Below are 25,615 nucleotides of genomic sequence, written 5' to 3'. Positions count from 1 at the left end.
ATGAAGGTGTTTCTTGCTTCGACATGGTTCCAACTCTGCTGGTTTGCAGCGGTGCTTGGAACCTATCAATGGCAATGGGTGACGTTATTCCTTACTTTGGCAACCCTACTATATTGTTTGAAAACTGACGCATCTTCGCTCAAAAGTATTGGTGTGATCGTCACGAGCGGGCTCGTGCTTGATACGCTCAATCAACAACTCTCGGTCTTTGTCTTTCCAACCCCATGGCTGCCAGTCTGGTTATTATGCTTGTGGGTTTTGTTTTCTTGGTATGCCTATCAACTTAAGTCAATTTTGTACCGTTTCCCAAAAACCTACGTATCAATAGTAGGCGGACTCGGAGGAACAGTGAGCTACCTTGCTGGCTATAAGCTCCAAGCCGTTGAATTTGGATTTAGCACTGGCGCTACACTGGCAATGTTGTTTGTCGAATGGTGCGTCATGATGCTCTTGATACTCAAGGTGTACGGAAATGAAAAGCTTGAAGAGAGTTTTAACTCAGAGACTGACTAGGTTGCTTGCGTTGGTAATAGTAACTGGTTCTTTTGCTCTGCAAGCTCAACCTGTTGGAAATAGCGAAGCCGCAAGCAACATTGCGAATTGGAAGGGATGGAAAACTGTTGGAGAAGCCCAACTTACTTGGTTCATCTTCGATATTTATCACTCAAGATTAAAAGCGCCTGATGGAAAGTTCATCGTAAGCGATGACGTATCGCCACATCCCCTTGCGTTGGAAATTAATTACAAGAGAGACATCAGTAAGCAACAGCTGCTTGATGTGACGGATGAGCAGTGGGCGAAATTGGGTTTTACTGACTCATATCGAAAAGCTTGGATCAGCGAGCTCGATCGTATGTTTCCTGATATTCAAAAAGGTGACGAGCTTACTTATCTAACAGATGGAAAATCTGGTCAGCTTTTTTATAAGCAGGTTGGGGACGTGCAAGTAAAGAACATTGGCATCATTGAAGACGAACGAATGAACGATGCATTTTTAGCTATATGGTTATCACCCAACACAGAATTTCCGAAACTCCGAAAACAATTGATAGGGCAGGTTAGATAGTGCTTAAACGAATTTTTAAATCAGCGACTTTAGTGGCAGCTGTTTTTCTTTCGGCATGTTCCGCAGACATTGATAATTACCGCTCTTCTACACCGACTTTTGACGTATTCGGTTATTTCGAAGGCGACATAAAGGCGTGGGGGATGGTGCAAGATTATACCGAACAGCAAACCCGTCGCTTTGAAGTCGATATAGTGGGTACTGTAGAAGGTGATACGCTGACGCTAGTGGAAGACTTCGCGTTTGATGACGGAGAGGTGGACCAGCGAATTTGGGTTATCACTAGATTAGAAGACGGTAGTTATGAAGGTAAGGCAGACGATATTATAGGTGTAGCAACAGGGGAAGAGCAGGGCAATGCGCTACAGTGGCAATATGACTTTGAGCTACAAATGGAGGATTCATCAGTGACGGTTGCTTTTGATGATTGGCTTTACCGTCAGGATGACAGACACGTTTTCAATCTAACGAAAATAAAAAAGTTTGGTGTGGAAGTAGGAACAATAACCTTGTTCTTCCAAAAGCAGCCATAACAAATGGGGAAGATCTTCAATTAATAATCCATGCCATATAACTAAAATTATTTTCTCCCGACCTAACTCTCCTAACTAAAAAGGTTGACGCTTTCGCGTCAACCTTTTAGGTATCTGGTCGTTACAGGAGGATTACAGCTTATCTGTCAGCTCGATTGCTTGACCGATATAGTTCGCTGGCGTCATCTCTTTCAGACGTGCTTTCTCGTGCTCAGGAAGCTCAAGACCGTCGATGAAGTTACGCATTGCTTCGCCGTCTACACGCTTACCACGAGTTAGCTCTTTCAGCTTCTCGTATGGCTTCTCGATGCCGTAACGACGCATAACTGTTTGTACTGGCTCAGCTAGTACTTCCCAGTTCTTGTCTAATTCAGCAAGAAGCGCTTCACGGTTTACTTCTAGCTTGCTGATGCCTTTAAGCGTAGAAGTGTAAGCGATGATAGCGTAGCCAACACCAACACCAAGGTTACGTAGAACCGTTGAGTCAGTTAGGTCACGTTGCCAACGAGAGATAGGCAGTTTCTGTGCTAGGTGGCCGAATACAGCGTTCGCAAGACCTAGGTTACCTTCTGAGTTTTCAAAGTCGATTGGGTTAACTTTGTGAGGCATTGTTGAAGAACCGATCTCACCAGCAATAGTTTTTTGCTTGAAGTGGCCTAGTGCAATGTAACCCCAAACGTCACGGTCGAAGTCAATCAGGATAGTGTTGAAACGAGCGATAGCGTCGAACAGCTCAGCGATGTAATCGTGCGGTTCGATTTGAGTTGTGTAAGGGTTCCAAGTTACGCCTAGAGACTCTGTGATGAACTCTTCAGAGAACTTGTGCCAATCTAGCTCTGGGTAAGCAGAAAGGTGTGCGTTGTAGTTACCTACTGCACCGTTGATTTTCGCTAGGATCTCAACGTTTTCGATTTGCTTGAATTGACGCTCCATACGGTACGCCACGTTTGCCATTTCTTTACCCATAGTAGATGGAGAAGCAGGCTGACCGTGTGTACGAGATAGAAGAGGAATGTCGCGGTATTCCACTGCTAGTGCTTTGATAGCGTCGATTAGGTTACGGATTTCTGGAAGAATCACGTTCTCACGCGCTTCTTTAAGCATTAGAGCGTGTGATGTGTTGTTGATGTCTTCAGAAGTACATGCGAAGTGGAAGAACTCGTTTACTGCGTGCAGTTCAGGAACGTCTGCTACTTTCTCTTTTAGGAAGTACTCAACCGCTTTTACGTCGTGGTTAGTTGTACGCTCGATCTCTTTGATACGGCGTGCATCTTCTTCAGAGAAGTTTGCAGCAAGGTCGTCTAGGAATTGGTTTGCTTCTGCGCTAAACGCTGGCACTTCTGCAATTTCAGCAGTAGCAGCAAGCTTTTGTAGCCAGCGGATTTCAACGATAGTACGGTACTTTAGTAGACCGTATTCACTGAAAATTTCGCGTAACGCAATTGTCTTGCTTCCGTAACGGCCGTCTACTGGTGAAACAGCAGTCAATGCTGACAGTTCCATGATGTTCTCCTGAATTGGGTTTCTAAATTTCGTGAGCTTTATACCAATAACTGTGGCAATTGTCACGAATATTGCGCAAACGTTTGCGCGAGATTTGTTTTAGTCGAAAAAAATGAGCTCGCGATAAACGCGAGCTGCTTATTTGATATTTTACTACAGACGAGCAAGAAGGATTTGTGCTTGCTCTACCATCTTCTTGCGCCCGAAGATTAGGTGGCGACGCTTACCACCAACTTGACGCCAAAGAACTGCACTACGAATGCCAGATAACAACAGCGCACGAACTTTGTGTTGGCTTGCCGTTTGCTGCAGTACAGATGGCGTGCCCGTTACTTGAATGCGTGGGCCAATAGGGCTAACGACATCCAGATAGATGCTCGCTAAATTGCTGATCATTTGATCGTCTAGTAGCTCAAAGTGCTCTGACTGACGCTTGGCCATTTGAATACGGTCGCCAAGCTGAGACATAGCATCGTTACGAGAGCTTAACTTACGTTCTAACGCCATTAAACTAATAATGTAACGAGTAATTTCACTGCCTGATGGTGTGCTATCAATCCCTTTAACCAAGCATTCTAGGCCGAGCTTTAGATCGGCTTCGCGACCGAATACGCCAACTGTGTTAGCAGGGTTCGTGCTCAAAATAGCGTTGATTGATGTTTCAAAAGCATCTTGATCACAATGTCCGTTTCTCGCTACCTGTTGAACTAAAGCAACAGCTTGGCAAATCCCAGCGAAAGCGATAGTACGGTCATAAAGTGTATTCGCCACGTAACGACTCCTAAGCTTGAGAATATTTAATGCGTTGCTCGATGATGCCGCCACCTAGGCACACGTCACCTTTGTAGAACACTGCTGATTGACCTGGAGTTACAGCAATTTGTGGCTCGTCAAAGATAACTTTAATGTTTTCATCATCGATAGGGATGATTGTACAAGGAATATCTTCCTGACGGTAACGAGTTTTCACTGTGCACTTCATAACATCGCGAATTGGCTCACGATCTACCCAGTGAAGTTGTGATGCAAGTAGACCTTCTGATTTCAACATTGGATGGTCTTTACCTTGAACGGCAATCAAAACGTTACGTTCTAGATCTTTCTCACCAACGAACCATGGGTCCTCGTTACCACCGCCGCCTTTACGGCCACCAATGTGTAGACCTTTACGCTGACCAAGCGTGTGGTACATCAGGCCTTGGTGTTGACCAATCACTTCGCCTTCTGGCGTCTCGATATTACCAGGCTGAGCTGGAAGGTAGCGACCCAGGAATTCCGTAAACTTGCGTTCACCGATGAAACAAATACCAGTTGAATCTTTCTTCTTCGCAGTAATTAGGTCTTGTTCTTCCGCAATGCGGCGTACTTCTGGTTTCTCTAGGTCACCAACAGGGAATAGGCTACGTGCGATTTGCTCGTTGCTTAATGTGTACAGGAAGTAGCTTTGATCTTTGTTGCCATCTAGACCACGCAGCATCTGTGGTTTTTCACCATTTTCTGGGAAAGAGCGACGCACATAGTGGCCCATTGCAATGTAATCAGCATCAAGTACTTCATCAGCGAATTCTAGGAATGCTTTGAACTTGATTTCTTTGTTACAAAGAATGTCAGGGTTCGGAGTACGGCCAGCTTTGTATTCAGCAAGGAAGTACTCAAATACGTTATCCCAGTATTCGGCAGCAAAGTTGATAGTGTGTAGGTGGATGCCTAGCTTGTCACATACTGCCTGAGCGTCAGCAAGATCTTCTGCCGCTGTACAATATTCTTCGTTGTCATCTTCTTCCCAGTTCTTCATGAAAAGGCCTTCTACTTGGTAGCCTTGCTGCTTTAGAAGATACGCGGAAACAGATGAATCAACGCCGCCGGACATACCGACGATGACTTTCTTTTGGCTGTTATCAGACATTACTAAACACCACTTAAATAAACGGGATGCAGATTCTATCAGAATCCACAGACCGGTGACAGATCCGAGATCGAAATCACAATTCGTTTCGCTGGATTTTTCTTCAACAAAGATTCGAACGAGTAATTTCGCAAGTATAGAAGAGGTATATATGGCATAGTTGGCCAAAATCCAAGAGGAAACACCAAATGACAGAAGAAAACCAACTTATGCAAGAAAGTGAGTTGATTGAAATTGTTGAAAATCAGCTCGAAGATGGCAACCCGCTTAAAGTAAAAGAAACCCTTATGCGTTTAATGATGACTGGCACACCACGTGAAGATGCGGTTGCGATGATGGCATGTGCGATGTCAATTGAGATTTTTGATGTAATGAAGAATGAAGGTGAGTTCAACCTAAAGCGTTATAGCGAGCACCTTGAGCAACTACCAGATCTCAGCTTTATGGAAGGTGAATAAGCCACCTAAAAGAAAAAAGTAGTCAGCAAACGTTTGCTATAATCGCTTTTATTGCTGCTTTATTATTAGCGGTATAGAATCCGCTCTCCTTTTCATCCCCTTACTCAGACTGACAATATGAAATTTCCTGGACAACGCAAATCGAAGCACTATTTTCCTGTTCATGCTCGTGACCCGCTGGTGAGCCAAGCACAAGAAAGCAAGAAGATGACGCGCACTCACATCATTGGTATTGACCAAACCTTGGTTGATATTGAAGCAAAAGTTACAACGGATGTGATTGAAAAGTACGGTCTGAGTAAAGGTCACTCTTTGGTTATCGATGACGAAAGAGCAGAAGAGTTATACCAGCAACTGAAAGAAGAGAACTTGATTACCAATGAGTATGCGGGCGGTACAATTGGTAACACGCTACATAACTACTCCGTGCTAGCTGATGACCGCTCCACACTACTTGGAGTGATGAGCCAGGATATTAAGATTGGCAGCTACGGTTACCGTTATCTTTGTAATACATCAAGCCGCATGGACTTGAACTACCTACAAGGTGTAGATGGTGCAATTGGCCGTTGTTTTGCTCTTATCACAGAAGACGGTGAACGTACTTTTGCTATCAGCGAAGGGCAAATGAACCAACTCCATCCTGATAGCATTCCAGAGAAAATCTTTAAAAATGCATCAGCACTTGTACTGACGTCATATCTAGTACGTTGCAAAGACGGCGACCCAATGCCGGAAGCAACAATGAAAGCGATTGAGTACGCGAAAAAGAATGATGTGCCTGTTGTTCTGACTTTAGGCACAAAGTTTGTTATTCAAGATGACCCTAAATATTGGCAAGAATTCATTCGAGATAACGTTTCAGTCGTTGCGATGAATGAAGATGAAGCAGAAGCTCTGACGGGGGAATCTGATCCACTTGCTGCGTCTGATAAAACATTGGAGTGGGCTGATCTAGTATTGTGCACGGCGGGTCCTGTAGGTCTATTTATGGCTGGGTATACGGAAGATAGCGCGAAGCGCGAAACTTCTTTGCCATTGCTTCCAGGGTCAATTGCTGAATTTAATCGTTATGAATTTAGTCGCCCGGCGAAAAAAGACTCATGCGAGACGCCAATAAAAGTGTACTCGCATATCTCGCCATATATGGGTGGCCCAGAAAAAATTAAGAATACAAATGGCGCAGGTGATGCCGCGTTATCTGCTGTTCTTCATGATATGGCAGCAAATAAATACCATAAAGAAAATGTGCCTAATTCAAGCAAGCACAGTAACGAGTATTTAACTTACTCTTCTTTTTCTCAAGTCTGCAAATACGCAAACCGCGCGAGCTACGAAGTTCTCGTGCAACATTCACCACGATTGTCGCGCGGACTTCCTGAGCGAGAAGATAGTCTAGAAGAAGCATACTGGGAACGTTAATACGAAGCGATTTAATTAACTATTCTGTAACTAAAGTAAAAGGCACATTAAGAAATGTGCCTTTTTTATTTGTAATGGTTTAAATAAAAAAGGCTCCCTATGGGAGCCTTTTAAAAAATAGCACGGATCTAGATTAGGAACTCATCCAGAGATTTACCTGCATCAAGTTGCTCTTGAATCGCCGAAGGTGTACGACCTTGGCCAGTCCAAGTTTTCTCATTACCGTTTGAATCTGTGTATTTGTATTTAGCAGGGCGAGGTGCGCGCTTCGCTTTGCCTTTCGTCTTAGTTTCGCCAGATAGCGCAGTAATAAGTGCTTCTACGTCAATACCGTCTTGAGCGATTTTCTCAGCAATCTCTGCAAGCTTAGCTTCTTGCTCTGCTTGTGCTGCGCGTTCTGCTTCTTCTGCTTCACGACGCTCATCTACGACAGTAGTGAGTTTATCTAGAGCTTCTTCCAATTGTTCTAGAGTCAGCTCACGAGAAAATGCACGAAGGCTACGGATATTTAGAAGGGTTTTAGTCAGCTCTGACATAACGATTCCTATTAAAAGGTTAATGTGTTGGGCACTTTTTATCGTTACGATTAAATAATGCCAATCTATAAATAAACAAAGAGTCCTTATATTTAACTTTATCTTTTCCTTATGTGCAAATGCTAAATCAAGATTTTGTTTAAATTTGACTATTTTTTAAAGCAATTAATATTATTACACTCGAAATAAATCATTATTAGATGAGAACTAAAATCAACAATCATTATTGTATAGAGAGAGTGACAGCTTGGCTTTTTATAGAAAAATTTGAGTTATTACTTAAAAATATGAAGCATCCATCTTTAATGCTGTGTCATATATCCTTAATTTATTGATATAAGATAAACCATGATATTTCTAAGGTAGTAATAATGTTTCATAAATAACATGATTGATGTGATTTCAGTTGCACAAAACTTATGGAAGTAGGCAAGGTTTATAAATTATCTCAGTCATTATTTATTTGTTTAATTTAGTTTGATGTGTTGCATTGACTCTCATCATAAGTACAATGGCTGCCACCTGATGCAATATTGCAGACAATTTGTTGTTAATTTGTACAGTTAGTGGTTAATTGTTTGTTGTTGCCGTAGAGGCGCGGTCTCGAAGAGTAGCTATTATTGGGGTGATGCCAATGAATAATAGTGGAAGGCGAAGATTGCCGAAGTAAGTAACTCATCAAAGTTACTTGCTGGGGTTGTATCTGAAAGGAACAACACTGCCATAGTATATATTCACATTAAACTATGGAGCGCTACTGTAGGGTTGGGTGGAGTGTTCGCTTCCCTGTCGCTAAGTTCAACATGAGCACGTATCGTATGCTACGTGACTTGTCTGCAGTAGATCTCTAGCCAAACTTTGGTTTTTGAAGATCATGAATTTAATAGATTTTTCTAGTTCTCCTGTTTCATTATTGCCACCTATTGTCGCTTTGACTTTGGCGATTTTGACTCGACGTGTATTAGTTTCCTTGGGTGTAGGTATCGTGCTAGGTGCGGTGCTACTTAATAGCTGGTCTATCAGCGACACCGCAGGTTACGTCAGTTCTCAAGTTTCTTCTGTCTTTATTGAAGATGGCGGAATTAACACTTGGAACATGAGCATTGTTGGTTTCCTAATCTTATTAGGTATGACAACAGCTTTATTAACGCTATCTGGCGGTACTCGTGCTTTTGCTGAATGGGCACAATCTCGAGTGAAGAGTAAACGCGGCTCCAAACTTCTTGCCGCCTTTTTAGGCGTATTCATTTTTGTCGATGATTACTTTAATAGCCTTGCTGTTGGTGCGATCTCTCGCCCAGTAACCGATCGCTTTTATGTGTCTCGCGCTAAGCTTGCGTACATTCTAGACTCAACCGCTGCTCCAATGTGTGTAATTATGCCTGCTTCTAGCTGGGGTGCTTACATTATTACTATTATTGGCGGGATCTTAGTCTCACATGGGATCACAGAGTATTCGGCTCTTGGCGCATATGTTCGTCTTATTCCAATGAACTTCTACGCCGTTTTTGCGCTGCTAATGGTGTTCGCTGTTGCGTGGTTTGGTCTTGATATTGGTAAAATGCGTGAGCATGAGATCTCTGCATCGCAAGGTCGTGGCTTTGATAAAGACAAAGAAAATGACTCGCAAGAAGCGCATGACCTAAACGAAGAGCTAGATATCCGTGAAAGTGAAAAGGGTAAAGTGTCAGATTTGATACTTCCTATCGTGACGCTGATTATCGCGACTATCGCTTCAATGCTTTACACGGGTGGCCAAGCATTGGCTGCTGATGGTAAGGAGTTTGCGCTTCTTGGTGCTTTTGAAAATACAGATGTAGGTACATCACTAATCTACGGTAGCTTGCTTGGCTTAGCAGTTGCACTGTTTACTGTTGTGAAGCAAGGTCTACCAATGGCTGAGATCGCACGTACACTTTGGATTGGTGCTAAGTCTATGTTTGGTGCGATTCTAATCTTAGTATTTGCCTGGACCATTGGTTCTGTTATCGGTGATATGAAGACTGGTACTTACCTTTCGACAATGGCGCAGGGCAATATCAACCCTCATTGGCTCCCAGTTATCCTATTCTTGTTGTCTGGCCTGATGGCGTTCTCAACAGGTACTTCATGGGGTACGTTCGGCATCATGCTTCCAATCGCTGGAGACATGGCTGGCGCAACAGACGTAGCGCTAATGCTACCGATGCTGAGTGCGGTTTTAGCTGGTGCGGTATTCGGTGACCATTGTTCACCAATCTCAGATACGACTATCTTGTCATCGACGGGTGCACGTTGTAACCACATTGATCACGTATCAACACAGCTACCTTATGCATTATCAGTCGCGCTTGTTTCATGCGTCGGCTTTATTGCCCTTGGTATGACTGCTTCAATAGCGTTCTCGTTCATTGCAGCGTCGATAACATTCGTTATCGTTTGCGCTATTTTGTCATGGCTTTCAAAGTCTAAAATAGCGTCTTGCCAGAGTGCGTAATTCACTGATTTAAAAAGTAAATTTATAGGAGGCTTCGGCCTCCTTTTTTATTTGTATTATACAATTCGAATTTTTTTAAAATTAAGGGTTGAAAAAAGTAATCAGCTTGGTTAGTGTGGTTGGTAACAAAGCAAATGAGAAGAGCCTTGAAATAAGTATGCGTAATTTTGTAATGAACATTCATCACCATCATCACCCAATCTAGTCTTTCGGGCGATGTACGCATACCCGGGAGGCAGGAAACTCCCGGAGGTAAAATCAAAGTAAAAGCAGATTTTAAACCCTCGGGAGACTTCAATCTCCCGAGGGTTTTTTAGTTTTATTAGTTTGAAAAATACTTAGATATCAAAATCTTGCATAGGGACAAAGCAATGCAAACACAACGTTTAAGAATCGCAATTCAGAAAAAAGGTCGTCTTAGCAAAGAGAGTCAAGCTCTACTAAAACAGTGCGGCGTAAAGTTCAACGTAATGGGCGAGCGTTTAGTTGTCCATTCTGAAAATATGCCAATTGATTTACTCTTGGTTCGTGACGACGACATCCCAGGTTTAATTATGGATGGCGTGGTTGACCTTGGCTTTATTGGCGAAAATGAACTAGAAGAAGTTCGCCTTGACCGCAAAGCATTAGGTGAACCCTGCGAGTTTGTTCAGCTTCGTCGACTTGATTTTGGTGGCTGTCGTTTATCTATCGCAATCGACAAGGACGAAGAGTACAACGGTCCACAAGACTTAGCTGGCAAGCGTATTGCTACAACGTATCCTCAACTTCTAAAAGCGTACATGGATGAAGCCGGCGTTCCATTCTCTACATGTATGCTGACAGGCTCTGTAGAAGTTGCCCCTCGCGCGGGTCTCGCTGATGCTATCGCTGATTTGGTTTCTACAGGTGCAACACTGGAAGCGAACGGCCTTAAAGAAGCTGAAATTATCTTCAAATCAAAAGCGACATTGATTCAACGCACTGGTGAGTTCGACGCAGACAAAGTGGCGCTAATCGAAAAGCTGTTAACTCGCATGCAAGGCGTGCAGCAAGCGAAAGAATCTAAGTACATTATGCTTCACGCCCCAGCAGAGAAGTTAGATCAAATTAAAGCACTACTGCCAGGTGCTGAAGACCCAACTGTTCTTCCTCTTTCTGCAGATAAGCAGAAAATGGCTGTTCACTTAGTGAGTTCTGAAAACCTATTCTGGGAAACAATGGAACAGCTGAAAGAGTTGGGCGCAAGTTCAATTCTCGTTCTACCAATTGAAAAAATGATGGAGTAAGCATCATGAGAACAGTCGTTTGGCAATCATTAAGTGAGAATCAGCAAGACTCTATTTTGGAGCGCCCTGCTATTGCAGAAGGTGCCAATATCACCACTGCTGTGGCCGAAGTTATTGCTAAAGTTCGAGAAGAAGGTGACTCTGCTCTTATTGAGCTGACAGAAAAGTTTGACCGTGTTAAGCCTGAATCCATTCGTGTTTCTTCTCAGGAAATTAAGGCAGCGTCAGAGCGTTTGTCAGAGTCAATGAAGAGCGCACTAGAGCAAGCTTACGCCAATATTTCTAAGTTCCACAAAGCGCAAAAGCCGCAACCGATCAAGGTGGAAACGCAGCCAGGTGTTCTTTGTGAACAAGTAACACGTCCAATTCAAAAAGTGGGTTTGTACATTCCTGGTGGCAGTGCGCCTTTGCCATCGACTGTTTTGATGCTCGGCGTTCCTGCAAAAATTGCAGGTTGTCGTAAAGTCGTTCTTTGTTCTCCACCGCCAATCGCTGATGAGATCCTTTATGTCGCGAAGCTGTGTGGCATTGATGAAGTGTACAACGTCGGTGGTGGCCAAGCAGTTGCTGCAATGGCTTATGGCACCGAGACTGTATCGAAAGTAGATAAGATCTTTGGTCCGGGCAATGCTTACGTGACCGAAGCAAAACGACAGGTTAGCAATGATTTCCGCGGTGCTGCGATTGATATGCCAGCAGGGCCATCAGAAGTTCTTGTGATTGCCGATGAAACCGCAGATGCAGACTTTATCGCTGCGGATCTTTTGAGCCAAGCAGAACACGGTCCTGATTCTCAAGTGGTATTGGTGACTCCTTCTCCTGTGATTGCTGATCAAGTGACGGATGCGGTTCAACGTCAGCTTAAGGAGCTATCTCGTGCAGACATCGCAGAAAAGGCTCTGGCATCAAGCTTGATCATTATTTCCGAGTCGATGACGCAGTCAGTTTCTATTTCCAATTACTACGGTCCTGAGCACTTGATTGTTCAGACTAAGAACCCTCGTGAGCTTCTACCTCTACTTGATAATGCAGGCTCTATCTTCCTTGGGGATTGGTCGCCTGAATCTGCGGGAGATTACGCATCGGGGACTAACCACGTCCTTCCTACTTACGGTTACACACGTACTTATTCAAGCTTAGGTTTGGCGGATTTCTCTAAACGAATGACGGTTCAGGAGCTTTCTGCTGATGGTTTAAAGAACCTTGCACCAACGGTAGTCACGATGGCTGAAGCGGAAGGTCTGGACGCTCACAAACGTGCTGTTACTATCCGCGTAGAAAAATTAGCAAGTAAGTAAGAATAAGAGAGTAATGAGATGGAAAAGCTAGCGCGTAAACAAGTCCAACAGCTTACCCCTTATATGTCGGCTCGCCGAATCGGTGGTACGGGTGACGTATGGCTAAATGCCAACGAATCACCATTTAACAATGAATACAAAACAGACTTTGCTCGTCTTAATCGTTACAGCGAATGCCAACCGAAAGAACTGATTTCCGCTTACGCAGCGTATGCGGGTGTGAAACCAGAACAAACACTGACTTCTCGCGGCGCAGACGAAGGTATTGAGTTATTAATTCGTGCATTCTGTGAGCCGGGTGAAGATGCGATTCTTTACTGCCCACCAACTTACGGTATGTACGCCATCAGTGCAGAAACCATCGGTGTAGAGCGCAAAACCGTGCCGCTAACGTCAGATTGGCAACTAGACCTTGCAGGCATCGAAACTAATCTGGATAACGTGAAACTGGTTTTTGTATGTTCGCCAAACAACCCAACGGGTAACTTGGTTAAGCGTGAGGACATTGTGTCTCTGCTTGAGATGACAAAAGACCGTGCAATCGTGGTGATGGATGAAGCGTACATCGATTTTTGTCCAGAAGCGTCAACGGTAGACCTACTGGCGCAATACCCGAATCTTGCGATTCTGCGTACTCTGTCGAAAGCTTTTGCGCTTGCAGGTCTGCGTTGTGGATTTACGCTTGCGAACGAAGAGCTTATTAATGTACTTCTTAAAGTTATCGCACCTTACCCAGTCCCAGTTCCAGTGGCAGAAATTGCGACTCAGGCGCTTTCGGAAGCTGGTTTAGCACGAGCGAAGTTTCAAGTTCTCGATTTGAATGCAAACCGTGCTTACTTGCAAGTTGGCCTTTCAATGATTCCGGGTTTGGAAGTGTTTGAAGGGTGGGGGAACTACCTATTGGTGAAATTCCCAGATGGCGATGACCTTTTCAAAGCGGCTTGGGATACGGGCATTATTTTGCGTAACTCGCCAATTGAAAACTGTGTGCGTATCAGTGTGGGTAACCGTGACGAGTGCGAAAAAACGCTTGGATTTATCAGAAACTACTACGCATAAATAGAGACAGAATTTATCGCTCTCGCTCAATAGCGGGAGCGCCAAAAGAATAGCAATAAGGAAGTTCGAGTGAGCAAACAACAAAAAATCCTTTTTATTGATCGTGATGGCACCTTAATTGTCGAGCCGCCGATTGATTTTCAAGTAGACCGTTTAGATAAACTAAAACTGGAACCATTTGTTATCCCAAGCCTGTTGTCGTTGCAGGATGCAGGATACCGCCTAGTGATGGTAACGAACCAAGATGGTTTAGGTACCGACAGCTACCCACAAGCAGACTTTGATGCGCCACACAACATGATGATGGAGATCTTTGAGTCTCAAGGTGTGAAGTTCGATGACGTACTGATTTGTCCTCACTTTGATGAAGACAACTGCTCTTGCCGTAAGCCTAAATTGGGCTTGGTAAAAGAGTACCTTCAAGGTGGCAAAGTGGATTTCCAAAACTCTGTTGTGATTGGCGATCGTCAAACCGATCTTCAACTTGCAGAAAATATGGCAATTCGTGGTATTCAATACAACCCAGAAACCATGGGCTGGAAACAGATCCTAAAAGATCTCACAGTGAAGGCGCGTGTTGCTGAAGTCGTTCGAACCACAAAAGAAACAGACATTAAAGTATTCGTTAACCTTGACGAGCAAGGCGGTAACGATATTTCTACAGGTCTTGGCTTTTTTGACCACATGCTGGATCAAATTGCGACGCACGGTGGATTCCAAATGGTGTGCAAAGTGGAAGGTGACCTGCACATTGATGATCACCACACAGTAGAAGATACCGCTCTTGCGTTGGGTCAAGCGTTGAAAGAAGCACTGGGTGACAAGCGTGGTATTGGTCGCTTTGGCTTTAGTTTGCCAATGGATGAGTGTTTGGCGCAATGCGCACTAGACCTATCAGGTCGTCCTTACCTTAAGTTCGACGCGCAATTCAGCCGTGAGCAAGTGGGTGATCTTTCAACAGAGATGGTAGTTCACTTCTTCCGCTCTCTGACTGACACATTAGCATGTACGTTGCACCTTTCTTCTGCGGGCAACAATGATCACCACATCATTGAAAGTCTATTTAAAGCGTTTGGTCGTACGTTACGCCAAGCAATCAAAGTAGAAGGCACTGAGCTACCAAGTAGTAAAGGCGTGCTTTAAGGCTAACGTTAGCAAGGAGAAAAACAGTGACAGAACAGAAAGTTGTCATTATCGATACTGGCTGTGCCAACGTTTCTTCGGTGAAGTTTGCCATTGAACGCCTAGGCTATGACGTAACGATTTCAAAAGATCCGCAAGTCGTATTATCCGCAGATAAGCTATTCCTACCGGGTGTGGGAACCGCCAGCGAAGCGATGAAGAACCTAGAAGAGCGCGATCTGATCAGCTTGGTAAAACAGGTAGAAAAGCCATTACTAGGTATCTGTTTAGGCATGCAACTGTTGGGCAAAGTGTCTCAAGAGAAAGGGCAGAAAGCCGACGAGTTAGTTGAGTGTCTTGGACTTTGTGATGGCGAAGTGAAGCTACTACAAACTGGCGATTTGCCGTTGCCGCATATGGGGTGGAACACGGTCTCTGCAAAAGCAGGTAATCCACTTTTCAAAGATATTGAAGAAGGAGAGTATTTCTACTTCGTGCACAGCTTTGCGATGCCTGTTGGGGATTACACGATTGCGGAATGTGAATACGGCAACCCGTTCACAGCAGCAGTACAAAGCGGTAACTATTACGGCGTGCAATTCCACCCTGAGCGTTCTTCAAAAGCGGGCGCGAAGCTTATTCAAAACTTCTTAGAATTATAAAAGGGATTTAGTGTGATTATTCCAGCTCTTGATTTAATTGAAGGACAGGTGGTTCGCCTTTATCAAGGTGATTACGGCCAAGTAACTGAGTACAAAGTCGACCCAGCAGAGCAGTTCAACTTGTACCACCAAGCTGGTGCTAACTGGCTGCACTTGGTGGATTTAACTGGCGCGAAAGACACGACAGCACGTCAACTTGATTTAATTGCAAAGCTACTAGCAAGCACGCCAGCGAACATCCAAATCGGTGGCGGAGTGCGCACAGAGCAAGACGTGATTGATCTGCTAGAAGCGGGGGCTCAGCGTGTTGTCGTTGGCTCAACAGCAGTAAAACAGCCAGAGCTTGTGAAAGGTTGGATGGAAAAATACGGTGCAGAGAAAATCGTTCTCGCGCTAGACATCAACATCGATCAAGACGGCACACGTAAAGTAGCGATTTCTGGTTGGCAAGAAGATTCAGGCGTGACTATCGAAGCTCTGATCAACGATTACCTGACGGTAGGTTTGCAGCACGTGCTTTGTACGGACATTTCTCGTGACGGTACGCTAGAAGGCTCAAACGTAGAGCTTTATGTCGACCTATGTAAACAGTACCCACAAGTGCAGTTTCAATCGTCAGGTGGCATTGGCTCATTAGCAGATATCGAAGCGCTAAAAGGCAGCGGTGTGGCTGGTGTGATTGTTGGTCGTGCGCTGTTAGATGGTAAATTCACAGCAGAGGAGGCATTTGCATGCTGGCAAAGCGAATAATTCCATGTCTTGATGTTCGTGATGGACAAGTGGTGAAGGGCGTCCAGTTCCGCAACCACGAAATCATTGGCGACATCGTTCCTCTGGCACAGCGTTATGCTGAAGAAGGCGCTGACGAGCTTGTGTTCTACGATATTACCGCTTCAAGTGATGGGCGTGTCGTTGATAAAAGTTGGGTCGCTCGCGTTGCAGAAGTGATTGATATTCCGTTCTGTGTGGCTGGTGGCATTAAATCAGCAGAGGACGCGGCGCGCATTCTTGAGTTTGGTGCAGATAAGGTATCTATTAACTCTCCTGCCTTGGCGAACCCTCAGTTGATTACTGACCTTGCTGATAAGTTTGGTGTGCAATGTATCGTCGTTGGTATCGATTCATACTACGACAAAGAGACGGGTAAGTATCAGGTTTACCAGTTTACTGGTGATGAAGAACGCACCAAAGCGACCCAATGGGAAACGCGTGATTGGGTGCAAGAAGTACAAAAGCGTGGCGCTGGTGAAATCGTACTGAACATGATGAACCAAGACGGCGTACGTAACGGTTACGATATTGAACAACTTAACATGGTGCGTGAAGTGTGTAACGTGCCATTGATTGCATCGGGTGGGGCAGGTGCTATGGAGCATTTCGCAGAAGCCTACCAAAAAGCAAATGTGGATGGCGCGCTTGCCGCATCGGTATTCCACAAACAAGTCATCAATATTGGTGAACTAAAGCAGTATTTGAAACAACAAGGCATTGAGGTACGACTATGAGTGTGAAAGCCGCCGAAGTAAGTTCGCTAGTTGAGCGAATCAACTGGGAAAAGGTGGATGGTCTGGTACCTGCTATCGTACAAGATTTCCAATCAAGCCAAGTGCTGATGATGGGTTATATGAACCAAGATGCGTTGGCAAAAACGGGCGAAACAGGTCAAGTGACGTTTTTCTCTCGTACCAAGCAGCGTCTTTGGACGAAAGGTGAGACCTCCGGCAACGTATTGCAACTAGTGAACATGCAGCTCGATTGCGACAACGATACGCTACTGGTGAAAGTGAATCCCATTGGTCCTACGTGTCACTTGGGTAACACAACTTGCTGGGATGTGGACCCTCAAGAGGAGTCACAAATGGTGTGGCTTCATCAACTTGAGCAGCTATTGGCTGCCCGCAAGAGTGCCGACCCAGATTCCTCTTATACTGCCAGTCTTTATGCCCGTGGCACCAAGCGTATTTCGCAAAAAGTGGGCGAAGAAGGCGTTGAAGTCGCGCTTGCGGCGACGTCGGGCGATAAGGCGGAGTTAGTGTGTGAATCTGCAGATTTGATTTATCACTTAATGGTATTGCTTCAAGACCAAGGCTTATCGATGAATGACGTAGTGAATAAACTGAAAGAGCGTCATAAGTAAGCTTGCGATAAGTGAAAGCCCCTATGCTCTCGAGCCTAGGGGCTTTTTACTTTAGTGTTCTTGATTCGGGGCAAAAACCGGCAACAGTGCTGGTGGCGATTAGATTCTGAATCACGCTCGTCCCTCGCTGTTCAGAATGACGGTATATTTTCTAATGGTACTTGCAGTAGAGTTATTTACTTCAAATAGGTACATATATTCACGTCACTCCAACGAACCTAGGCGAAGTCAAGAATCCAATTAAATCGAGCTCAATAAGCTAGGAGTGGATGATCTTACCCACAACACTTCTTAAATTTCTTACCGCTTCCACAGATACACGGGTCGTTACGACCTACTTTTAGGCTACTCACTGGTTGGTTTAGGCGAGGATCTTGTTCTGGTTCTTCTTCTAGCTCTTCTTCTGGAAACGTGCCGTCAATGTAGTACCAAAGCCCATTTTCTTTTACAAAGCGAGAACGCTCTGTCATGCAGTAGCGTTTGCCGTCTTCGTCAAAGTAAGCGTTGAATTCAACAAAACCTTCATTCTCGTTACAACCCGCTTCAGCTTTCACTACCTCAAGCTTGCACCAATCGCTGTCGATAGATTGGGCAATGCCTTCACGTTGCTCTTCTGCATTACAGCTTGGGTGGTATGTGTTCACCACGTAATCCACTAGACCTAACACATGCGCGCTGTAACGAGAGCGCATTAGCTGCTCCGGAGTGGTGACGTCAGCGTGGTTATTGTGGGCAATTTCACAACACTGTTGGTAGGTGCGGTTAGAGCCGCAAGGACAAGAAGAAGCCATAAAATGAAATCTCGATTAATTAAGCGGTAAAAACAAACAACCCCACATAAGTGAGGTCGCAGGTATTCTTTGGGGCATTATAGCCGTTTAGGGCGTTTGAGACAGCAGTTCTTGAGCCCATTCCGTCGATTGATTAAAAGCGTCTGCTAATTGAGGTTCGGTTAATTTAAGAACGGTGCAATATCGCTCGGCTAACTCCCAGTCCGCTTGTTCGTAGGCGATCGTCATCGAAAGTAAGTGACCAAGTACGCCTTTTCGACTGGTTAATGCGAGTTTTATATCTTCGTCAACGGGGATATCTTCAATGACATCCGAGAGCGGTTGATCGAGCAAAGATCCGAGCAAAGAAAACATGCCTGTCAAAAAAGCCTGCCCAGGGTCATACCTAGTGTTCATTTGACTAAGTAGCAGTTCACACATTCGTGCACGCTGAATCGCTAAAGAGTAAAGAGAGTCAGGTTTATCTTCTTGAACGGAGGCAATTGCAACTAAGGAAATAAAGCGTCGTAGTCGCTCTTCACCCAGATAAATAAGCGCCTGTCTGAACGATTTGATCTTAGTCGTTAATGTATAGCCTGAATTTACGTAAGTAAGCAGCTTGTATGACAGCGTCACATCAATCGAAAACAGACGTTCAACCTCATTGAAGTCGATGGGCTTATCTGCAATCTCTTTACAAAGTTGGATGACGGTAAGAAACGCGGGGTTCAACCGTTTTTTCTGGATCATCTCAGGTTTGCTAAAAAAATACCCTTGAAAATAGTTAAAACCGGCTTCTAGAGCTTGCTCAAACTCTTCATAGGTCTCTACCTTTTCCGCAAGAAAGTCGATTTTAAATGGGCTCAACGCCTGAATAAAAATGGCAGCTTTCTTGATCGGCACAAGTCTAATATCAAACTTGATCATGGAAACGTATGGAAGAAAACGCTTCCAAGCTTTCGTCGGAACAAAATCATCCAGAGCAATTTTGTACCCGCACTCATGAAGGTGCTTGATGGCTTCTAACAGTTCTTCTGTCGGTTCGCAGTCTTCAAGGACTTCAATGACGAGAGATTCTTTAGGAAACAAAGTTGGGACCAAGTTCACCAAGCTTTGATGCGGAAAGTTAACAAAGCCAAGTTTGTTTCCTAATGTGTTGTAATGCGTCGACAAAAAATGATCGGATAGCAGTCGACTAGTAGCCAGCTCTGGTTCTACTTCAGGGAAGGTATTTTTAGGGCCGTCTCGAAAGAGGAGTTCGTAACCTATGGTTCGTTTTTCTCTATCCAGAATCGGTTGGCGAGCTACGTAAGAATACTTCAATTAGGTACTTCGTTCTGTTTAACTTAGTATTATGATAATAGCGATTTTTTACAAAATATCTACGACTTGAGCGTGAATCTTCTACACGCTCTACATGCTTAACGCAAATTCTGTATGAACGGTCTCGTTTGCAGGTCAAAACTATCAGAATTTACTTTTAAAACTGAGCCTTGCGTATACCAATCCCCTAAAACAATTCGGGTCTTTTTAATGCCATCGACGTCAAAAAAATGTGTGTTCGGGCGATGTGTGTGACCATGAATCATTATGTTGACGCAGTTCTGAGACATCACTTTCTCGACCTCATTTTGGTTAACGTCCATGATATCTAATGACTTGCTCATTTTATCATCACGAATATCGGATTGAACTTTTGAGACAATTTTCTTCTTAATGAACCAAGGAATACGGTTAAACAACCATTGTAGCCATGGCTTGTGAACGGTTTTTCTAAACTCTTGGTATTTCACATCGTCAATGCAGAGCGTATCGCCATGTAGGATTACGGCTTTTTGACCATAAAGATCAATCGTGCAGACATCGTCGAGTAATGTCATACCGGTTTCTTTGCAAAAGCGTTTGCCGAGTAAAAAATCTCGATTGCCTTGGATGAAAAAAGTTGGCACACCCGCATCCGTCAGTGCTTTAAATTCTGCACGGATTTGGTCTGCAAAAGGGGTGTTGTCATCGTCACCAATCCAGAACTCAAACAGATCGCCGAGTACATAAAGTGCATCAGCTTTTGTTGCTTCTGTTCGCATGAACGTCACAAAACATTCCGTGATATCAGGACGTGATGGGGTAAGGTGAAGATCGGAAATAAATAATGTCGTCATAGAAATAAGGGGAAGCTATGCCTCCCCATTAACTTATCTTTTAAAAATAATTCCTAAGAATTACTCTTCAATTGTTGTACCAGTGATTACTACGTCTTCTAGAGGTACGTCTTGGTGCATGCCGTAAGAACCAGTGCTAACGCCTTTGATCTTATTTACGATGTCCATGCCTTCGATTACTTCACCGAACACACAGTAACCCCAACCGTCTAGGCTTTCGCTACGGAAGTCTAGGAATGTGTTGTTGTTTACGTTGATGAAGAACTGAGAGCTTGCTGAATGCGGCTCCATAGTACGTGCCATAGCAAGTGTACCCACTTTGTTGCTAAGACCGTTGTTTGCTTCGTTCTTGATAGGTGCACGAGTCGCTTTTTCACGTAGACCAGACTCCATACCACCACCTTGGATCATGAAGCCGTCAATAACACGGTGGAAAAGCGTGTTGTCGTAGAAACCGTCGCGGCAGTACTGAAGGAAGTTTGCGCTTGTCTCTGGCGCTTTCTCTTCGTTTAGTTGAATCTTGATGTCACCAAAATTAGTGTGAAGGGTGATCATGCTACTTTCCTTTACTGTGTTGTGTTGAGCCCGAGATTCTAGCCTAAGTTCTAGTGCTTTAAAAACTCAGGAAGAGGAAATTCTTCGTTTTGTGCTTGAAGTTTAGCCGATTATCGTTTTATCGGTTAATTGCTATTACCTAACTAGGTTGGAGTTGATATACTCATCTTCTTTTATTCATTCACAATCATAGATAGAGATCATGTTAAAGATATATAACACACTCACAAGACAGAAAGAGGAATTCAAACCAATTACAGCTGGCAAAGTCGGTATGTATGTCTGTGGAGTTACCATCTACGATCTCTGTCACATTGGTCATGGTCGTACTTTCGTCTCTTTTGACGTTGTATCACGTTACCTTCGCTACTTGGGCTACGATCTGACGTTTGTACGTAACATCACAGATATCGACGATAAGATCATCAAACGTGCCGCAGAAAATGGTGAGTCTTGCGATTCATTGACTGAGCGTTTAATTGGTGAAATGCACGCTGATTTTGATGCGCTGAACATGAAACGTCCGGACGTTGAACCTCGTGCGACACAGTTTATTGCTGAAATAATCGAATTGGTTGAGAAGCTAATCGAGCGCGGTTTTGCATACGTTGCAGATAACGGTGACGTAATGTTTGAAGTGGGTAAGTTCAACGAATACGGCAAGCTTTCTAAGCAAGACCTTGATCAGCTTCAAGCTGGCGCGCGCGTTGATATCGAAACAGCAAAACGCAGCCCTCTAGACTTTGTACTTTGGAAGATGTCTAAGCCGGGTGAACCAACGTGGGAGTCACCATGGGGTCCTGGTCGTCCAGGTTGGCACATTGAGTGTTCAGCAATGAACTCTTCAATCCTAGGTAACCACTTCGACATTCACGGCGGCGGTTCTGACCTTCAGTTCCCACACCATGAAAATGAAATCGCGCAATCATGCTGTGCACACGATACACAATACGTGAACACATGGATGCACAGCGGCATGGTAATGGTAGACCGTGAGAAGATGTCTAAATCTCTAGGTAACTTCTTTACTATCCGTGACGTTCTTGGTCACTACGATGCTGAAACAGTGCGTTACTTCCTAATGTCTGGTCACTACCGTAGCCAGTTAAACTACAGCGAAGATAACCTAAACCAAGCACGTGCTTCGCTTGAGCGCCTGTACACATCTCTACGTGGTTTAGACCTAAACGCTGCGCCTGCTGGTGGTGAAGAGTACGTATCTCGCTTTACAGCAGCGATGAACGATGACTTCAATACACCAGAAGCGTACTCAGTTCTGTTCGACATGGCGCGCGAAGTTAACCGTCTGAAGACAGAAAACCTAGAGAAAGCGAGCGAGCTAGGTGCGCTAATGCGTGAACTAGCAGATGTGATCGGTATTCTTCACCAAGATCCAGAAGCCTTCCTAAAAGGTGATGCAGGTAACGATGATGAAGTGGCTGAAATCGAAGCTCTGATCAAGCTGCGTAACGACTCTCGTGCTGCGAAAGATTGGGCGAATGCAGATATGGCTCGTGACAAGCTGACCGAAATGGGCATTGTTCTGGAAGATGGTCCAGAAGGTACAACGTGGCGTCGTAAGTAATTGAATTTTCATTTTTAAAGGGCTGATAATTCAGCCCTTTTATTTTCCATTTCCATAAATTAAAACTTTAACTTTAGGTAATGCTCTGTGGCTCAGATGTATTTCTATTACTCAGCAATGAATGCGGGTAAATCAACAACGCTTCTTCAATCCTCTTTCAACTATCAAGAACGCGGCATGACGCCAGTTATTTTTACGGCTGCGCTAGATGATCGTTTTGGTGTCGGTAAAGTGAGCTCTCGTATTGGTCTTCAATCTGACGCACATTTATTTCGTCAGGATACCAATTTGTATCAGGAGATCGCAGCTCTGAATGAGGTTGAAAAACGTCACTGTATTCTTGTTGATGAGTGTCAGTTCTTGTCGAAAGAACAAGTTTATCAACTTACTGAAGTCGTTGATAAGTTGCATATTCCAGTATTGTGTTACGGCCTTCGCACCGATTTTCTAGGCGAACTTTTTGAAGGCAGTAAGTATCTATTATCTTGGGCAGACAAGCTGGTTGAGCTCAAAACAATCTGCCATTGCGGCCGCAAAGCGAATATGGTTATTCGTACCGATGAACACGGCGTGGCAATTAAAGAAGGCGATCAAGTTGCGATCGGCGGTAACGATAAGTATGTCTCCGTATGCCGCCAACATTACAAAGAAGCGCTCGGTAAATAAGCCGTATTGATACATAAAAGCCACCGAACTTGGTGGCTTTTTGTTGTCGGTTAGAAAAAGTTAGACTAAGTCAAAACCAAACCGCTCGAGTAAAACCTGGTAAGAAGATTCGACTTGCTGAGGGATGTTCTGCTCGGTTTGAAATCCTTTCTCTGGATAGCTTTTTACGCGAGAGAAATCTTCCATTAGTGCTTCTAGCACCATCATTAATGGCATGTCTTCATTAATGTATTCAAAAAATGGAAGAGCCGCAGAGCTTACTTGGAGCTGAGTGTAGGGTGACTGCCACTGTTTTTCAAATGTCGCGATTGCTCTACGCTCCATAAACGGTTTTTGTACCAGAATAAACGAGGAACATTGTTTTCCTTCCTCTTTTAATCGTTGCTCAGTAAAGCGGACGTTTTCTCCGCTGTTTGTGGATTTAGTCTCGAGCAAAATTGCTTTGCTTGGAACGCCCGACAACTTTGCAATCTCGGCAAAGGTTTCTGCTTCGCTTTTTTCAAACAGTCCATCTGTGAAGCGACCTTCACCCCCTGAAAATACAATCAAAGGTGCCAACTTTTGGTGGTAGAGCTTGGCAGCGTGCTCCGCTACACGCACATCATTACTGCACATCACAAACAAACAGTCCGCAGGCTTCAGTTCATGTTTAAGTTGCATGTAATCCCAAAGCGTTTCTATATGTCTATAGAGTCTCATAGCGCATCCAAAGTTGAATTGAAGTGAAATCGATAACCAAGTGAGAGTAGTTTGTCAGCAAGAATACGCTTGTCAGCTTGCTCTGTGACGGGTGGAAGAGGTATCTCACTTCCGATTTTGTTTATGGCAGCTTGGTAGAACTCAGCCTTGCTGACAGTATGAGGTGTCGTAACATTAATGACTTGGTTGCTTAAATTGCCTAAGGCAAATTTCGCAGCCGAGACAGCATCATCTTGATGAAGCATATTAGCTGGTGCTTTACGACTAACTTGTTGAAGCCTTGCTGCAAAGCGAGATGGGTGTCTATCTGGCCCGATTAATCCGCTACAACGTAGAATAACAAAGCTAATATTCGAGTCGATAACATGCTGCTCTGCTTGAAGCATAATACGTGCATTGTCAGAGAAATAAGGGCTTTCGGCTGCTAAAGAGATTGACGCGTCAGCTTCTTCCATATCGGAAGCAAGGTTAGGGTAAACCGTTGTAGAGCTGATCATGAGAAGTTTTTCAACGTTGTTTTGCTTAGCTGCGTTGGCAAGTATTTGCCATTGCTGTGCATATTCTTGACCGCGTCCTTTACGAAATCCTGGAGGAAAAGCACCGATAACGTGCGTAATTTGATGCTGTTTGAGCAGCTCATCTAGCCGTGCTGTGGCGTTCAATTGATTGAAATCGAACAATGCGGAGTGAGTTAATGAGGTGGGTAACTCTTTTAATCGAGTTTGGCTACGACGAGTGACAACAACATAGTGGCCATCTTTCATCAATGTTTCTGCTAGCGGAGTTCCGAGCCAGCCTGCACCTACGATCAATGTATTTGCCATTTGGGTCTTCCTACTTACTTATGTCTGCCCGAATAGGTTGAGCAGTTCTGCTTTGGCTTGTTGATGGAGGGGATCTGAATGCCATTTCTGGTGCTGAATAAGGTCAACATTGACTTGCCAAGCCAGTTTTGTGAAATCATCCCCAACTTTTTTTAATGTATTAGGTGAATACGCGACTAAATGCTGTGGTAGAAAGCACCAACCAAACCCTTTATTCGCCAATTCCAACAAAATATAGTAGTTATCAGCGTACCAGATATCTGGGCTAAATGCTTGATTGAGACCACATGGCTCTGCACTTTTGGATCGTATGACCAATTGACGATGTTGTTTTAGTTGATCAATGTGAGTGATTTGCTGCTTTGCTAAAGGATGTGTTGAAGAGACATAGACATCAAATGCAATATTGCCAAGATTGGTGAAATCGATGTGCCTTGGCATTTGTAAATCACTCAAAATAATCCCAGTCGTGGCGCGTTCCGACTTAACCAATTCAATGATATCAGGGCTTGATGCCGTTAAGCATTCAACTTGTAAGTGTGGAAAGCGTTGCTCTAACTTCTTTAGCACATCCGGCAAGCGAGTCAGAGGAATCCCTTCATCAATAGCTAAGACTAATTTGTTCGTTGGCGTGGAAAAGAGCTGCGATGCCCTATTGTTTAGGCGGTCGAGTTGGCTGATTGTTGCTTGTGCATAAGGTACGAGCGCGAGGCCATTCTCAGTTAATTTAGGGTACCTGCCTGATCGATCAAAAAGCTCAACGCCACAGTCGATCTCCATATTCATGATGTGCTGGCTCACTACAGATTGAGCTCGCCCCAGTTTTCTAGCTGCTCCTGAAAATGATCCTGCTTCTGATGTAGCAATAAAAGCTTGCAGTTGTTCGATGGTAAACATATCGCTTAAACCGA

The 25,615-nt window shown here is 44.3% G+C and carries 27 protein-coding genes, 1 riboswitch and 1 other annotated feature; of the genes, 16 read left to right on the top strand and 11 right to left on the bottom strand.

Features of this window, described 5'->3' with window-relative positions; genetic code table 11:
• Genes R7093_RS13205 through R7093_RS13195 form a run of 3 tightly spaced genes read left to right on the top strand, consistent with a single transcriptional unit; the run spans position 1 to position 1,599 of the window.
• A complete protein-coding gene (locus tag R7093_RS13205) occupies positions 1–513 on the top strand; it encodes a DUF2878 domain-containing protein (protein ID WP_047100780.1) in 513 nt (170 codons plus the stop codon).
• Positions 473–1,066, top strand: coding sequence for a chalcone isomerase family protein (locus R7093_RS13200; RefSeq protein WP_047100778.1), 594 nt, complete (start codon positions 473–475; stop codon positions 1,064–1,066). The genes R7093_RS13205 and R7093_RS13200 overlap by 41 nt, the downstream gene beginning before the upstream one ends.
• Positions 1,066–1,599 (top strand): DUF3833 domain-containing protein, encoded by a 534-nt coding sequence (locus R7093_RS13195; RefSeq protein ID WP_104975218.1) that lies wholly within the window; start codon positions 1,066–1,068, stop codon positions 1,597–1,599. The genes R7093_RS13200 and R7093_RS13195 overlap by 1 nt, the downstream gene beginning before the upstream one ends.
• Positions 1,600–1,731: 132 nt before the next feature.
• Here R7093_RS13195 and purB read toward each other — a convergent pair whose 3' ends face one another.
• The 3 genes from purB to mnmA all read right to left on the bottom strand — a co-directional run bounded on the left by purB (position 1,732) and on the right by mnmA (position 5,008).
• Positions 1,732–3,102, bottom strand: coding sequence for an adenylosuccinate lyase (gene purB / locus R7093_RS13190; protein WP_005378198.1), 1,371 nt, complete (start codon positions 3,100–3,102; stop codon positions 1,732–1,734).
• 153 nt (positions 3,103–3,255) lie between these two features.
• Positions 3,256–3,873, bottom strand: a complete 618-nt coding sequence (gene hflD, locus R7093_RS13185; RefSeq protein WP_005378194.1) for a high frequency lysogenization protein HflD — start codon at positions 3,871–3,873, stop codon at positions 3,256–3,258.
• 10 nt (positions 3,874–3,883) lie between these two features.
• Positions 3,884–5,008: a tRNA 2-thiouridine(34) synthase MnmA gene (mnmA, locus tag R7093_RS13180; RefSeq protein ID WP_005378192.1), complete on the bottom strand. Its 1,125-nt coding sequence runs from the start codon at positions 5,006–5,008 to the stop codon at positions 3,884–3,886.
• Positions 5,009–5,196: 188 nt separating this feature from the next.
• Between mnmA and R7093_RS13175 the strand changes: the two genes are divergently transcribed.
• On the top strand, positions 5,197–5,466 hold the full coding sequence (locus R7093_RS13175) for a hypothetical protein (protein ID WP_318146687.1): 270 nt from the start codon (positions 5,197–5,199) through the stop codon (positions 5,464–5,466).
• Between the two features lie 117 nt (positions 5,467–5,583).
• Entirely contained in the window at positions 5,584–6,888 is a 1,305-nt protein-coding gene (locus tag R7093_RS13170; protein WP_005378187.1) for an inosine/guanosine kinase, read from the top strand.
• Positions 6,889–7,016: 128 nt separating this feature from the next.
• On the opposite strand, the gene R7093_RS13165 is transcribed toward R7093_RS13170, so the two are convergent.
• On the bottom strand, positions 7,017–7,424 hold the full coding sequence (locus R7093_RS13165) for an H-NS family nucleoid-associated regulatory protein (protein ID WP_005378185.1): 408 nt from the start codon (positions 7,422–7,424) through the stop codon (positions 7,017–7,019).
• 582 nt (positions 7,425–8,006) lie between these two features.
• Positions 8,007–8,189, top strand: a riboswitch (Lysine riboswitch).
• A gap of 109 nt (positions 8,190–8,298) precedes the next feature.
• On the opposite strand from R7093_RS13165, the gene tet(35) reads away from it, so the two are divergent.
• The 9 genes from tet(35) (at position 8,299) to hisIE (ending at position 17,446) form a co-directional block, all read left to right on the top strand.
• A complete protein-coding gene (gene tet(35), locus R7093_RS13160; RefSeq protein ID WP_005378182.1) occupies positions 8,299–9,900 on the top strand; it encodes a tetracycline efflux Na+/H+ antiporter family transporter Tet(35) in 1,602 nt (533 codons plus the stop codon).
• A 180-nt stretch (positions 9,901–10,080) separates the two neighbouring features.
• Positions 10,081–10,218 (top strand) — a sequence feature (His leader region).
• A gap of 53 nt (positions 10,219–10,271) precedes the next feature.
• Positions 10,272–11,168 (top strand): ATP phosphoribosyltransferase, encoded by an 897-nt coding sequence (hisG, locus tag R7093_RS13155; RefSeq protein WP_005378180.1) that lies wholly within the window; start codon positions 10,272–10,274, stop codon positions 11,166–11,168.
• Positions 11,169–11,173: 5 nt separating this feature from the next.
• Positions 11,174–12,466, top strand: coding sequence for a histidinol dehydrogenase (gene hisD / locus R7093_RS13150; RefSeq protein WP_033905089.1), 1,293 nt, complete (start codon positions 11,174–11,176; stop codon positions 12,464–12,466).
• Between the two features lie 18 nt (positions 12,467–12,484).
• Positions 12,485–13,525 (top strand): histidinol-phosphate transaminase, encoded by a 1,041-nt coding sequence (gene hisC, locus R7093_RS13145; RefSeq protein WP_047100772.1) that lies wholly within the window; start codon positions 12,485–12,487, stop codon positions 13,523–13,525.
• Positions 13,526–13,594: 69 nt separating this feature from the next.
• Positions 13,595–14,668 carry a bifunctional histidinol-phosphatase/imidazoleglycerol-phosphate dehydratase HisB gene (gene hisB, locus R7093_RS13140; protein ID WP_005389832.1) on the top strand — a complete coding sequence of 358 codons (1,074 nt, stop codon included), beginning with the start codon at positions 13,595–13,597 and terminating at the stop codon, positions 14,666–14,668.
• 26 nt (positions 14,669–14,694) lie between these two features.
• Entirely contained in the window at positions 14,695–15,309 is a 615-nt protein-coding gene (gene hisH, locus R7093_RS13135; RefSeq protein ID WP_017821716.1) for an imidazole glycerol phosphate synthase subunit HisH, read from the top strand.
• A gap of 12 nt (positions 15,310–15,321) precedes the next feature.
• Positions 15,322–16,059, top strand: coding sequence for a 1-(5-phosphoribosyl)-5-[(5-phosphoribosylamino)methylideneamino]imidazole-4-carboxamide isomerase (hisA, locus tag R7093_RS13130; protein WP_005390889.1), 738 nt, complete (start codon positions 15,322–15,324; stop codon positions 16,057–16,059).
• Positions 16,041–16,814 carry an imidazole glycerol phosphate synthase subunit HisF gene (hisF, locus tag R7093_RS13125; RefSeq protein WP_004749837.1) on the top strand — a complete coding sequence of 258 codons (774 nt, stop codon included), beginning with the start codon at positions 16,041–16,043 and terminating at the stop codon, positions 16,812–16,814. Before hisA ends, hisF begins: the two co-directional genes overlap by 19 nt.
• Positions 16,811–17,446, top strand: a complete 636-nt coding sequence (hisIE, locus tag R7093_RS13120; RefSeq protein WP_005378160.1) for a bifunctional phosphoribosyl-AMP cyclohydrolase/phosphoribosyl-ATP diphosphatase HisIE — start codon at positions 16,811–16,813, stop codon at positions 17,444–17,446. Before hisF ends, hisIE begins: the two co-directional genes overlap by 4 nt.
• Positions 17,447–17,721: 275 nt before the next feature.
• On the opposite strand, the gene R7093_RS13115 is transcribed toward hisIE, so the two are convergent.
• The 4 genes from R7093_RS13115 to R7093_RS13100 all read right to left on the bottom strand — a co-directional run bounded on the left by R7093_RS13115 (position 17,722) and on the right by R7093_RS13100 (position 20,930).
• Positions 17,722–18,237, bottom strand: coding sequence for a YchJ family protein (locus tag R7093_RS13115; RefSeq protein WP_005378159.1), 516 nt, complete (start codon positions 18,235–18,237; stop codon positions 17,722–17,724).
• An 87-nt stretch (positions 18,238–18,324) separates the two neighbouring features.
• Entirely contained in the window at positions 18,325–19,539 is a 1,215-nt protein-coding gene (locus tag R7093_RS13110) for an EAL and HDOD domain-containing protein (protein WP_005378158.1), read from the bottom strand.
• 98 nt (positions 19,540–19,637) lie between these two features.
• Complete coding sequence (gene lpxH, locus R7093_RS13105; RefSeq protein ID WP_005378157.1) at positions 19,638–20,375, bottom strand: UDP-2,3-diacylglucosamine diphosphatase; 738 nt, start codon at positions 20,373–20,375, stop codon at positions 19,638–19,640.
• 60 nt (positions 20,376–20,435) lie between these two features.
• Entirely contained in the window at positions 20,436–20,930 is a 495-nt protein-coding gene (locus R7093_RS13100) for a peptidylprolyl isomerase (protein WP_005378156.1), read from the bottom strand.
• 202 nt (positions 20,931–21,132) lie between these two features.
• Between R7093_RS13100 and cysS the strand changes: the two genes are divergently transcribed.
• Positions 21,133–22,515, top strand: a complete 1,383-nt coding sequence (gene cysS, locus R7093_RS13095) for a cysteine--tRNA ligase (RefSeq protein WP_005378155.1) — start codon at positions 21,133–21,135, stop codon at positions 22,513–22,515.
• An 87-nt stretch (positions 22,516–22,602) separates the two neighbouring features.
• Complete coding sequence (locus tag R7093_RS13090) at positions 22,603–23,181, top strand: thymidine kinase (RefSeq protein WP_005378154.1); 579 nt, start codon at positions 22,603–22,605, stop codon at positions 23,179–23,181.
• A gap of 60 nt (positions 23,182–23,241) precedes the next feature.
• On the opposite strand, the gene R7093_RS13085 is transcribed toward R7093_RS13090, so the two are convergent.
• From R7093_RS13085 to R7093_RS13075, 3 genes are read right to left on the bottom strand one after another with little or no spacing between them, the layout of a single operon-like run.
• Positions 23,242–23,880, bottom strand: a complete 639-nt coding sequence (locus R7093_RS13085) for a YdcF family protein (RefSeq protein WP_017821723.1) — start codon at positions 23,878–23,880, stop codon at positions 23,242–23,244.
• Positions 23,877–24,704: an NAD-dependent epimerase/dehydratase family protein gene (locus R7093_RS13080; protein ID WP_017634682.1), complete on the bottom strand. Its 828-nt coding sequence runs from the start codon at positions 24,702–24,704 to the stop codon at positions 23,877–23,879. The genes R7093_RS13085 and R7093_RS13080 overlap by 4 nt, the downstream gene beginning before the upstream one ends.
• A gap of 18 nt (positions 24,705–24,722) precedes the next feature.
• Positions 24,723–25,601 carry a LysR family transcriptional regulator gene (locus R7093_RS13075; protein ID WP_005378151.1) on the bottom strand — a complete coding sequence of 293 codons (879 nt, stop codon included), beginning with the start codon at positions 25,599–25,601 and terminating at the stop codon, positions 24,723–24,725.
• Positions 25,602–25,615 lie beyond the last annotated feature (14 nt).

This window comes from Vibrio sp. 1580, from assembly GCF_033340055.1.
The sequence above is the reverse complement of the archived record's forward strand: the minus strand, read 5'-3'. Positions and strand labels throughout refer to the sequence as shown.

Bases quoted from the DNA above. Each gene is read 5' to 3' on its own strand.
- hisIE (WP_005378160.1), top strand. From the start codon at position 16,811: ATGAGTGTGAAAGCCGCCGAAGTAAGTTCGCTAGTTGAGCGAATCAAC.
- R7093_RS13085 (WP_017821723.1), bottom strand. From the start codon at position 23,880: ATGAGACTCTATAGACATATAGAAACGCTTTGGGATTACATGCAACTT.
- R7093_RS13175 (WP_318146687.1), top strand. From the start codon at position 5,197: ATGACAGAAGAAAACCAACTTATGCAAGAAAGTGAGTTGATTGAAATT.
- hisG (WP_005378180.1), top strand. From the start codon at position 10,272: ATGCAAACACAACGTTTAAGAATCGCAATTCAGAAAAAAGGTCGTCTT.
- R7093_RS13205 (WP_047100780.1), top strand. From the start codon at position 1: ATGAAGGTGTTTCTTGCTTCGACATGGTTCCAACTCTGCTGGTTTGCA.
- purB (WP_005378198.1), bottom strand. From the start codon at position 3,102: ATGGAACTGTCAGCATTGACTGCTGTTTCACCAGTAGACGGCCGTTAC.
- R7093_RS13115 (WP_005378159.1), bottom strand. From the start codon at position 18,237: ATGGCTTCTTCTTGTCCTTGCGGCTCTAACCGCACCTACCAACAGTGT.
- lpxH (WP_005378157.1), bottom strand. From the start codon at position 20,375: ATGACGACATTATTTATTTCCGATCTTCACCTTACCCCATCACGTCCT.
- hisD (WP_033905089.1), top strand. From the start codon at position 11,174: ATGAGAACAGTCGTTTGGCAATCATTAAGTGAGAATCAGCAAGACTCT.
- R7093_RS13100 (WP_005378156.1), bottom strand. From the start codon at position 20,930: ATGATCACCCTTCACACTAATTTTGGTGACATCAAGATTCAACTAAAC.
- cysS (WP_005378155.1), top strand. From the start codon at position 21,133: ATGTTAAAGATATATAACACACTCACAAGACAGAAAGAGGAATTCAAA.
- R7093_RS13165 (WP_005378185.1), bottom strand. From the start codon at position 7,424: ATGTCAGAGCTGACTAAAACCCTTCTAAATATCCGTAGCCTTCGTGCA.
- hisF (WP_004749837.1), top strand. From the start codon at position 16,041: ATGCTGGCAAAGCGAATAATTCCATGTCTTGATGTTCGTGATGGACAA.
- R7093_RS13080 (WP_017634682.1), bottom strand. From the start codon at position 24,704: ATGGCAAATACATTGATCGTAGGTGCAGGCTGGCTCGGAACTCCGCTA.
- R7093_RS13075 (WP_005378151.1), bottom strand. From the start codon at position 25,601: ATGTTTACCATCGAACAACTGCAAGCTTTTATTGCTACATCAGAAGCA.
- R7093_RS13170 (WP_005378187.1), top strand. From the start codon at position 5,584: ATGAAATTTCCTGGACAACGCAAATCGAAGCACTATTTTCCTGTTCAT.
- hisC (WP_047100772.1), top strand. From the start codon at position 12,485: ATGGAAAAGCTAGCGCGTAAACAAGTCCAACAGCTTACCCCTTATATG.
- mnmA (WP_005378192.1), bottom strand. From the start codon at position 5,008: ATGTCTGATAACAGCCAAAAGAAAGTCATCGTCGGTATGTCCGGCGGC.
- R7093_RS13200 (WP_047100778.1), top strand. From the start codon at position 473: ATGAAAAGCTTGAAGAGAGTTTTAACTCAGAGACTGACTAGGTTGCTT.